Source organism: Pseudohaliea rubra DSM 19751, from assembly GCF_000764025.1.
GTDB classification, from domain to species: Bacteria; Pseudomonadota; Gammaproteobacteria; order Pseudomonadales; family Halieaceae; genus Pseudohaliea; species Pseudohaliea rubra.
The window spans coordinates 1-9,513 of the sequence record NZ_KN234805.1 but is presented as its reverse complement, the minus strand read 5'-3'; the positions used below and the strand labels follow the sequence as shown (position 1 = coordinate 9,513).

Genomic DNA, 9,513 nt, shown 5'->3' with positions numbered 1-9,513 from the left:
CGGCGAGCGCCTGCACACGCTCGCCGTGGCCACCACGCGCTCTGTCGCCGCCGGGGTAATCGGCGTTGCTTTCATCCAGGCGGTACTCTTCGGCGCCGGCTTCATCCTCGCCGGCATCCCTTGGCCGGGCTTCCTGGCCCTGGTCGTACTGGTCATCGGCATCATCCAGCTTCCGGCCATCGTGGTCACGCTTCCGGCCATCGGCTGGGTCTGGGTGGCCGGCGACACGAGCGCCGCCGCCGCCACTGCCCTGACCGTCTATTTCTTTTCCGCCGGCCTTGCCGACAACATCCTGAAGCCCCTGCTTCTCGGCCGCGGTGTCGATGCCCCGATGCCGGTGATCCTCCTCGGCGCCCTCGGCGGCATGGTAACCAGCGGGCTCATGGGTCTGTTCACCGGTGCCGTACTGCTGGCCATGGGCTATCAGCTTCTTATGGGCTGGGTGGACCGGGCGCCGGCCGACGCCGGCCGTGAGCCCGCCTGAGGCCGGCGCCATGGGCCCTGTCCGGCAGCTCGCAAGCGCCGCCGCACTGCTGTTTTGTGCCGCCTGCGCGCCGCTGGGCCCGGAGTTTCAGGAGCCCGAGAGCGACTGGCTGGCGACCTGGCAGCCGACGCTCTACGGCCAGGTGACCGACCCGGACCCGGCCTGGGAGGCCGCGCTGACGCAATGGTGGCAGCGCTTCGAAGACCCCCGGCTGGCGGCCCTGATCGACCACGCCCGGCGCGCTAACCCCGGCCTTCGCAGCGCGGGGCTGCGCGTCCTCGAAGCCCGGGCCGCTCTCGGCATCGCCAGCGGTAACCGCTACCCGCAGCGCCAGCGCATCGAGGGCAGCGCGGCAGTCGCCGGTGTCGACAACAGCGCCGGCCTGGACCCGGACCGCACGGACACCAGCGCGAGCCTCGGCCTGTCCCTGGCCTGGGAACTCGACTTCTGGGGCCGCTTTCGCCGCGCCGTGGAGTCGGCGGAGGCCGCAAGTTTTGCCACCATCACGGCCCAGCGTGACGCCCAGCTACTGCTCACGGCCGAGGTGGCAGCACGCTACTATGGCTACAAGACCACACTCCGGCGTATCCGTGTGGCCCGACAGAACGTGGCGGTGCAGGCGCGCAGCCTCGAAATCACAACCCGCCTGTTCGATGAGGGACAGACCGCAGAGCTGGACCTGCAGCAGGCGAAGGTACAGTACCTCAGTACCCGCGCCGGCATCCCCAGCCTGGAAATCGCTCTTGCGCGGCAGCGCAACGCCCTGGCCGCGCTCCTCGGCCGCCCGCCGGGAGACATTCCCGGGCTCGACACCATCGACGACAGCCTGCCCGCGGTCGCCCCGCAGGCCATCCCGGCGCTGCCGGCACGGCTGCTGGCCCGGCGACCGGATGTGCGCACGGCGGCCTGGCAGGCGGCGGCGCAGAGCGCCCGTATCGGCATCGCCGCGGCGGAGCTCTACCCGGCCATCGGCCTTGCCGGCAGCATCGGCTGGTCCGGCAGCTCCCTGGCACTGGCGCCGGACCGCACGGTGCTGGCCGCCGGGCCCACGCTGCGCTGGAACATTCTCAACTACGGCCGCCTCGAGAACGCCGTACGGATCGAGGACGCCCGGCTGCAGCAGGCCCTGGAGGGCTACCGGGCTGCGGTACTCACAGCCGCCCGGGAGATCGACGATGCGGCCGTGCAGGTGGTAAAGACTGCCGAGCGCCAGGGGGACCTCGACGCGTCCCTCACGGCCGCCGAGCGCTCCCTGGCCCTGGCCACGCGGCGCTACCAGGAAGGTTATTCGGGCTTCCAGCGGGTTCTGGATGCACAGCGCGCCCTGGCCGCGCAGGCGGACCGCGCCATCGGCAACCAGGGCGACCACCTGCAGGCGGTCATCCGGCTCTATGCGGCCCTCGGCGGTGGCTGGGAAACCGCTACGGCGGATACCCTGCTGCCCGCAGAAACGCAGGAAGCGCTGCGGGCGCGAGGGGCCTGGGATAAGCACCTCGATGCGGCGCCCGCAGAGCCGCACGAGCCATAACAACAGGACAATGCCATGACCGAGCCCGACGCGCCGTCAACAGAAGCGCCCCCCCCGGAGCCTGAAGAGTCCGCACCGCCCCCGGCGGGACGGCGCAGCGGCCTGCTGCTGTTCACTATCGTCGTGCTCAGCCTCGGCTGGTACCTGCTCGCGGACCGCTACACGCCCTACACAAGCCAGGCCCGGGTGGAGGCCTACGTAGTCGGCGTGGCGCCGAAGGTAGCGGGCAAGGTCACTGCCGTGCTCGTCGGCAACAACGAGCGCGTCAGCCGGGGACAGCCCCTCTTCCGCATCGATGACAGCCAGTACGCCATCGCCGCCGAGGCCGCCCGGGCCGACCTGGCCAACGTGCGCCAGCAGGTCCGCGCCGGGGAGGCGGCAGTGACCACGGCCCGGGCCAACCTGCGCGCCGCCGAAGCCAACCGGGTAAAAGCGGACAAGGACTGGCAGCGCCTGCAGCGGCTGCGCGACGAGGACCCGGGAACGGTCTCCCTGCGCCGGCTGGAGATCTCCGAAGCCAGCCTCGAGGCAGCCCGGGCGCAGGTCGCAGCGGCGACGTCCGAGGTGCAGCGGGCCATCGATACCATGGGGGGACTCGGCGAGAGCAACACGCAGCTTGAGGCCGCCCGGGCGAGGGTCGCAAAAGCGGAACTCGACCTGGCCAACAGCACCGTGGTCGCCGAGACCGACGGCTTCGTCACCGCCCTGCGGACCGAGGTAGGACAGTTTGCGGGGACCGGCAGCCCTGTGCTGACGCTGATCGCCCTCGAAGACCTGTGGATCGACGCCGCCTACACGGAGAACAACCTGGGACGCCTGGCCCCGGGCACAGCGGTGGAAATCATCCTCGATGTGCTGCCCGGACGCGTCTATCCCGGGCGTATCCGCGGCATCGGCCGCGGCATCAGCGCGGGCCGTGACGCGCCGGCGGGCACGCTGCCCACGGTACGCTCAAGTCGCGACTGGCTGCGGCCGGCGCAGCGCTTCCCGGTGCAGGTGGCCTTCGATGAACCGCTGCCGGCGGCCTTTCGCAAGCATATCCTTGTCGGCGGCCAGGCCTCGGTGATCGCCTATGGGGAGGGCGCCGGGCCGCTGGCAACACTGGGCCGGCTTTACATCCGTCTCGCCAGCCTGCTCTCTTACGCCTACTGATGGTCGGGAACGGATGAACCGGAAGGCCGCGCGCCGCAGCAGTCACCGCCTCGCCGCGGCAACGGCGCTCGCCATTGCGGCCGGCTACGGGCTGGCGCTACCGATGCCCTTTCTGGCGGCACTTCTGGCGGTATTCCTCACCAGCGGGGCGGGCGAAGCACCCGGGGCGAAGCGCATTGTCGCCATCCTGCTCGCCCTCGCACTCACCCTGGGCCTCGGCGTGCTCCTGGGCCCCCTTGCCAGCACTTACCCGGTGACCGGACTCACGCTCATGGCCATCGGCATCTTTATCAGCACCCGCATCGCAGTCAGCCAGGGCCGGGAGCCGCTGGGCATGCTCCTCGCCATCGGCTGCGCGGTGATCCCGGCCATCGCCGCTGTGGACCCGGGCCTTGCGGCCCTGCTCATCGGCGCCATGGTCCAGGCCACGGCGATCGCCCTGCTCTGCCAGCTCGCGGCCTTTGCCCTGTTCCCGGCGACAGAGGCCGCGCCGGCACCACCGCCGGCACCGGCCCTCGCCGACAGCCAGTGGATCGCCCTGCGCGCCACCGTGTTCATGGCGCCGCCGGTCGCCCTGCTGCTCCTCAACCCGACCTTCTATCTGCCGGTAGCCATGAAGTCGCTGCTCCTGTCCCGGGAGGCCTCAGCGCTCAGCACCCGGGCGGCGTCCCGGGAGTTGCTCACCTCGACACTCGCCGGCGGCGTGGGCGCGGTGCTGTTCTGGCTGCTCCTGGGCCTTGCGCCCACGCTGTGGTTCTTCACCCTCTGGACGGCGCTGTTCACCGCCTTTGCGGGGTACCGGTGCTACGGGCTGGTTCCGAGTCGCTACGGGCCAACCTGGTGGGTCAATGCGCTGGTCACGCTGCTCATCCTCCTCGGCGCCGCAGTGCAGGACAGCGCCGCGGGCAAGGATGTCTACCAGGCCTTTGCCCTGCGCCTGGTGCTGTTTCTCGGCGTCAGCGGCTATGCGCTCCTGGCCACGGCCGCGCTGGAACGCTGGCGCAACCGGCGCCGGGGCGCCCGCGCGAGAACCCCGGAGGCGCTGCCGTGCTTGTGAACCTGCTCCTCGGCGTCCCGGTGATGGCCATCTGCCTCATCCTGCAGTCCACCCTGGTCGTCCTTGCCCTGCGCTTCTATGCGCGCAGCCAAGCCCACATCCGCGGCCAGGCGCTGTGGTCGGCGCTGCGGGTGCTCACCGGCGTGATGCTGATCCTCATTCTCGGCAACCTCGCCCAGGTCCTGGTCTGGGCCCTGCTCTTCCTCGTCCTCGGGGAGTTCGACGAGCTCGCCACGGCCGTCTACCATTCGGCAGTGAACTTCGCGACCCTCGGCTACGGAGATATCGTTATGTCCGAACGGCACGCGCTCCTCGGGCCCCTCGAGGCCATCAACGGCATTCTCATGGTCGGCATTTCCACCGCCGCCCTCATGCATACCTTCCAGCACGCCCTGCGCCGGGTTCTCGGAGAGCCCCCCGCATGAGGACCCGGGAAGAGCAAGACGCCCTCGGCACCGTGACGGTGCCCGCAGACCGCTACTGGGGCGCACAGACCCAGCGCGCCCTCGACAACTTTCCCATCGGCGACCAGCGCATGCCGCTGCCCCTGATCCGCGCCCTGGGGCTGGTGAAATACTGCGCAGCGCGCAGCAACGGAGAGCTCCGGGCCCTGCCTGCGGACATCGCCGACGCCGTTGCCCACGCCGCCCGGGAAGTGATGGCGGGCCGCTGGGACGCGCACTTTCCTCTGCCGATATGGCAGACCGGCTCCGGCACCCAGTCGAACATGAACGCCAACGAAGTGATCGCCAACCGCGCCAGCGAGCTGCTCGGCGGCGATCTCGGCAGCCGCCACCCGGTGCACCCGAACGACCACGTGAACCGCAGCCAGTCCTCGAATGACACTTTTCCGACCGCCATGCACATCGCCGCGGCCCGCGAGGCGCAGGAGCGACTGCTGCCGGCCCTGGCGCGGCTCGAGGCGCGCCTCGTCGAGCAGGCAGGGGCCTGGCAGGGGATCAACAAGATCGGACGCACGCACCTGCAGGACGCCACACCCCTGACCCTGGGCCAGGAGTTCTCCGCCTTCGCCGCGCAGGCTGCGCAGGGTCGCCGGCGTATAGAGACGGCCCTGGTGGATGTTTACGGGCTCGCCCAGGGCGGTACCGCGGTGGGCACGGGGCTCAACTGCCCCGCGGGCTTCGCCGGGCGCTTTGCGGCACTCGTGGCTGAAGAGACCGGGCTGCCCTTCCATCCCGCGTCGAACACCTTCGAGGCCCTCGCCACCCATGATGCCCTGGTGCAGCTCTCCGGCACCCTGAATACGCTGGCCGTAAGCCTCGGCAAGCTGGCTAATGACGTCCGCCTCCTCGCTTCGGGCCCGCGCTGCGGCATCGGCGAGCTCCGGCTGCCGGCGAACGAGCCCGGCTCCTCGATCATGCCGGGAAAAGTGAACCCGACCCAGGCCGAAGCGCTGGGCATGGTCTGCGTACAGGTCATCGGTAACCACAGCGCTGTGACCACCGCCGGTCTGCAGGGACAACTGCAACTCAATACCTTCAAGCCGGTGATCATCTACAACGTGCTCAGCGCCATAGGCCTCCTCGCCGACGCGATGGACAGCTTCAACGAGCGCTGCCTGGCCGGCATGACGCCGGAGCGGACGCGTATCGCCCGGCACCTCGAGCAGTCGCTGATGCTGGTGACCGCGCTGGCCCCGGCCATCGGCTACGATCAGGCTGCGACCATCGCCAAGCGCGCCCATGAGGAGGGCACGACGCTGCGCGAGGCGGCCCTCGCCGACGGCGCAGTCGACGGCGAGACCTTCGACCGCCTGGTGGATGTGGACGCCATGACCCGCCCCACGGACCCGACGGAAGACTGAGCCATGGAACTACCGCGCTTCGTGCCCGAAGACCTGCGCCAGCTGGCCCGCTTTGTGCCGGCCCGGGGCTGGGACGCGATCGAGTGGAAGCCTCTGCTCGGCAGCCTGAAATCCGTGAGCTGGCGCTTCGTCAGCGGCTCGGGAGTGGGCAGGCTGCGCGAGGCGCTGGCGGCGCTGGACCCGGGTGTCGCGCTGGCCGAAAAGCTCGACGGCCTGCGGCCGCTCTCGGCGGTGGACGGACCGCGGGTGCGCAAGCGCTGCGGGGATGACCTGCTGCGGCTCTACTTCGCGCAGTGGCTCAACGAAGACGGCCTCTTCCTGGACCTGCGCAGCCAGCGTTTCGCGATGGATGGCCGGGCGCTGGTGTTCGCGCCCAACGGGCTCTGGGTTCAGCTGCGGCCCACGTTCCGGGAGGGCATGGCGGACATCTACCGGGGCTTCTACAGCGGCGACGAAGCGCTGCTGGAGCGCGCCCTGCTGGCGACAGGCATGCTCCGCAAGGGGCTGCCCGATGCCGCCCGCGACGAACTCTTCGGGCTGCTGCGGCAGCACTTCGGCATCAGCCAGTCGCGGCAGCGCTTTGCCATCGACAGCTTCAAGGCCTCCTTTGACGAACTCTTCGACTTTTTCCTGGCCCACGACTACACGCTGCACAGCGATTTCGTCTGGGTCGGCTTCTACCTGATCACCCTTTACCTCACCCTCGAGGAGGGCGGGCAGGCCCACGACGTGCGAGCGATCTGCGAGGAGGTACTCCTCCCCGGCTGAAGGCCGGCTTGCGCCAACCGGCGCGACCGCCTATTCAAAGTCCGGCAGCGCGGGCTTCACCAGCTCCTTGCCCGCCTCCCGCCAGGCGTCGATGCCGCCGGCAATGGAGGCCACGTTGAGGTAGCCCATCTCCTGCATGGCCACCGCCGACAGCGCCGCCCGGCCGCTGGTCTTGCAGTAGACCAGCACGCGTCGGCTCCGGTCCTCCAGGGCCGGGTCGGCGGTGAGCTTGAACTCGAGCATGCCCCGGGGGATGTTGACGGCGCCCGGCAGGTGATCCTCCCCGAATTCCTCCGGCTCACGGACGTCGATGACCAGATCGATATCCGCCAGGGACGCCTCTGCCTCGTCGGGTGTTACCTCGTGAATCCTCGCCTTGGCGTCGGCGACCAGTTCGTGGGATGTCTTCACAGCATGCTCCTCTTCCATCCTCTTGGAACCCTCAGTCTAGCGCAGCAGCAACAGCAAGCGGATGATCCCGGTCAAAGCCAGCGCCGGAGGCGGAAAGCAAGCAGCACCAGCGCCGCTGCGACGGCGCAGCCACCGGCCACGAACCAGAAGGCGATGTCGCTGTCGACGCCGGGCATGCCGCCGACATTGATACCCATGAGACCGGTAAAGAAGCCCAGCGGCAGGAACAGCGCCGCCACCAGCGAGAGCAGGTACATGCGTGCATTCAGCTGCTCTGAAAGGCGCGCAGCGAGCTCGTCGTGGGCGACGGCGGCGCGCTCCCGGAGCTCATCGATGGCCTCGACCAGGCGTACCTGCCGATCGGCGATCTCCCGCAGGCGCAGCCGGTCCAGTTCACCGATCCACGTGAGGGGTTCCGCGGTCAGCCGCGCCAGCGCCTCGCGCTGCGGTGCGAGGTAGCGGCGCACGGAGATGGTGCGCTTGCGCAGCAGGGCGACGGCCCCGCGAAGCTGCCCGGTTTCATTGGCAATGAGGTCCTCCTCGAGCGCGAGCGCGGCGTCCTCGAAGCCCTCGATGCTGTCGCCCATGCGGTCAACCAGACGGTCCAGCCAGGCAACAAGCAGCTCCACGGCCGAAACAGGCCCATCACCGCGCTGGAGCAGGGCCAGGAGATCCTCAGTGGACTGGAGGCGCCGTCGGCGCACGCTGATGATCCGCTCGCCGTCGCTCCACAAGCGCAGGGACACCATGTCTTCGGGGTCTTCCCCAGGGTTGAGGTTAATCCCTCGCAGCGTGAGGAGCAGGTTGCTCCCCCGGGTCAGCACCCGCGGCCGGGTCTCCTCCATAAGCAGGCCGTCGACGGCGATGTCATTCAGGCCGCTCGCCTCCTCCAGCCAGGCCCGGGCCTCGGGTTCGTCGAGGTGCAGGTGCACCCAGAGACAACCCTCTCCGGGCCGCCAGGCCAGAACCTCGTCCCAGCTGACTGCCCCGGCGCCGCCGGTGCCGTCGAGTTGCAGGGCGTGGATCACGCCCGCCGGCCAGTCGTCCATCACGCTCCCCCCCCCCGGGCTTTCCTCGCAAAAATACCATTTGTAGACACCTGATGCCTGTGCTGGCCAGCGTCCGCAGGGCGCAACCCGTCGCCCTCATAGTACGCCGGCAGGTCATCCGGGTGCGCGGGGCGCAGCGTGATCGAGGGTCGAGAGGGCGCCATGGGGGCGACTATAATCGAGGGCTCCGGGGCGGTCACGGTCCCACAGGCAGGGAGCATCAATGGAACACAGGGATCAGCAGGTCCTCGACTTCGCCCACCGGCACTGCGAACACGGCGCCTGGCTGGTGACGATCATTGCCGCCAGTGGCTCCTCGCCGCGACCCGTGGGCTCGCTCCTCGCCTACGCGGATGACGGCAGCCGCGCCGGTTCTGTCTCCGGCGGCTGCGTCGAGGACGATCTGCTCGAGCGCCTGGCGGGTGACGAGTTCACGGACCGGCGCGTGGCGCGGCTGGAGTACGGGGTGAGCGCCAAGGAAAACGCCCGCCTCGGCCTGCCCTGCGGTGGTCAGCTGACGCTGTTGCTGCAGCGCCTGGGGCCCGATGACCGCGCCTGGCTCGCGGCCCTCGGCGCTGCCATCGGGGAACGTCGCTGCCTCTGCCGCAGCGTGGACCTGGCGAGCGGGGAGACCACGCTCGCTGCCAGTGACACACCGGCGGTGCCGCAGCTGGACGAAGGCACCTTCCGCCAGGTGTTCGGACCCCTGCAGCGCCTGCTCCTGGTCGGCGCCGGGGAGCTGGCGGCCAGCCTGGCCGAGCTCGCCCTGGCCATGGATTACGATGTGCTGGTGACGGACCCACGACAGGACGCCCTGGACCAGTGGAACGGTCCAGCGGTGCCGCTGCTGCAGGGCATGCCCGATGACATCGCCCGGGAGCATGCGGCCGACCGGCATTCGCTGGTGATCACGCTGACCCACGACCCGCGCATCGACGACATGGCGCTCATGGAGGCGCTGGACAGCGACGCCTGGTACGTGGGCGCGCTGGGCTCGCTGCGGACCACGGCGGCGCGACGGGAGCGACTGCTGGAGCTGGGTGTTTCCGAGCAGGCCCTTTCGCGGCTGCACGCGCCCGTGGGCCTGCCTATCGGCAGCAAGACGCCGCTGGAGATCGCCGTTGCGATCATGGCGGAGCTGGTGCAGCTGCGCCGCGGGAGGAAGGCCGCCGCGTAGGGCGGCCGGGTCGCGGCGAGGCGCCGCTCCCACAGTCGGGAGGGGCCGCGCCCCCCGCGGGA

General features: G+C 70.0%; 10 protein-coding genes. 8 read left to right on the top strand and 2 right to left on the bottom strand.

Features of this window, described 5'->3' with window-relative positions; all coding sequences use genetic code 11:
• The 7 genes from HRUBRA_RS13925 to HRUBRA_RS13895 form a co-directional block, all read left to right on the top strand.
• Window positions 1-484: AI-2E family transporter (locus HRUBRA_RS13925; RefSeq protein ID WP_035518150.1), on the top strand; the 484-nt coding region annotated here is incomplete at its 5' end.
• The gene (locus HRUBRA_RS13920) at window positions 471-2,012 is read left to right on the top strand and encodes an efflux transporter outer membrane subunit (protein ID WP_236629881.1); all 1,542 of its coding nucleotides are present in this window, start codon (window positions 471-473) and stop codon (window positions 2,010-2,012) included. The genes HRUBRA_RS13925 and HRUBRA_RS13920, both read left to right, overlap by 14 nt.
• 15 nt (window positions 2,013-2,027) lie before the next feature.
• Complete coding sequence (locus tag HRUBRA_RS13915) at window positions 2,028-3,164, top strand: HlyD family secretion protein (protein ID WP_035518147.1); 1,137 nt, start codon at window positions 2,028-2,030, stop codon at window positions 3,162-3,164.
• Window positions 3,165-3,177: 13 nt separating this feature from the next.
• Window positions 3,178-4,221: a DUF2955 domain-containing protein gene (locus tag HRUBRA_RS13910; RefSeq protein WP_035518146.1), complete on the top strand. Its 1,044-nt coding sequence runs from the start codon at window positions 3,178-3,180 to the stop codon at window positions 4,219-4,221.
• Window positions 4,212-4,646, top strand: coding sequence for an ion channel (locus HRUBRA_RS13905; protein ID WP_035518145.1), 435 nt, complete (start codon window positions 4,212-4,214; stop codon window positions 4,644-4,646). Before HRUBRA_RS13910 ends, HRUBRA_RS13905 begins: the two co-directional genes overlap by 10 nt.
• Window positions 4,643-6,046, top strand: coding sequence for a class II fumarate hydratase (fumC, locus tag HRUBRA_RS13900; RefSeq protein WP_035518144.1), 1,404 nt, complete (start codon window positions 4,643-4,645; stop codon window positions 6,044-6,046). The genes HRUBRA_RS13905 and fumC overlap by 4 nt, the downstream gene beginning before the upstream one ends.
• 3 nt (window positions 6,047-6,049) lie before the next feature.
• Window positions 6,050-6,814 carry a hypothetical protein gene (locus HRUBRA_RS13895; RefSeq protein WP_035518142.1) on the top strand — a complete coding sequence of 255 codons (765 nt, stop codon included), beginning with the start codon at window positions 6,050-6,052 and terminating at the stop codon, window positions 6,812-6,814.
• 30 nt (window positions 6,815-6,844) lie between these two features.
• Here HRUBRA_RS13895 and HRUBRA_RS13890 read toward each other — a convergent pair whose 3' ends face one another.
• Complete coding sequence (locus tag HRUBRA_RS13890; RefSeq protein ID WP_035518151.1) at window positions 6,845-7,225, bottom strand: rhodanese-like domain-containing protein; 381 nt, start codon at window positions 7,223-7,225, stop codon at window positions 6,845-6,847.
• A gap of 71 nt (window positions 7,226-7,296) precedes the next feature.
• Complete coding sequence (locus HRUBRA_RS13885) at window positions 7,297-8,274, bottom strand: zinc transporter ZntB (protein ID WP_035518140.1); 978 nt, start codon at window positions 8,272-8,274, stop codon at window positions 7,297-7,299.
• Window positions 8,275-8,497: 223 nt separating this feature from the next.
• On the opposite strand from HRUBRA_RS13885, the gene HRUBRA_RS13880 reads away from it, so the two are divergent.
• Complete coding sequence (locus HRUBRA_RS13880; RefSeq protein WP_035518138.1) at window positions 8,498-9,451, top strand: XdhC family protein; 954 nt, start codon at window positions 8,498-8,500, stop codon at window positions 9,449-9,451.
• The last annotated feature ends 62 nt before the right edge of the window (window positions 9,452-9,513 follow it).

Bases quoted from the DNA above. Each gene is read 5' to 3' on its own strand.
- HRUBRA_RS13880 (WP_035518138.1), top strand. From the start codon at position 8,498: ATGGAACACAGGGATCAGCAGGTCCTCGACTTCGCCCACCGGCACTGC.
- fumC (WP_035518144.1), top strand. From the start codon at position 4,643: ATGAGGACCCGGGAAGAGCAAGACGCCCTCGGCACCGTGACGGTGCCC.
- HRUBRA_RS13895 (WP_035518142.1), top strand. From the start codon at position 6,050: ATGGAACTACCGCGCTTCGTGCCCGAAGACCTGCGCCAGCTGGCCCGC.
- HRUBRA_RS13910 (WP_035518146.1), top strand. From the start codon at position 3,178: ATGAACCGGAAGGCCGCGCGCCGCAGCAGTCACCGCCTCGCCGCGGCA.
- HRUBRA_RS13915 (WP_035518147.1), top strand. From the start codon at position 2,028: ATGACCGAGCCCGACGCGCCGTCAACAGAAGCGCCCCCCCCGGAGCCT.
- HRUBRA_RS13885 (WP_035518140.1), bottom strand. From the start codon at position 8,274: ATGGACGACTGGCCGGCGGGCGTGATCCACGCCCTGCAACTCGACGGC.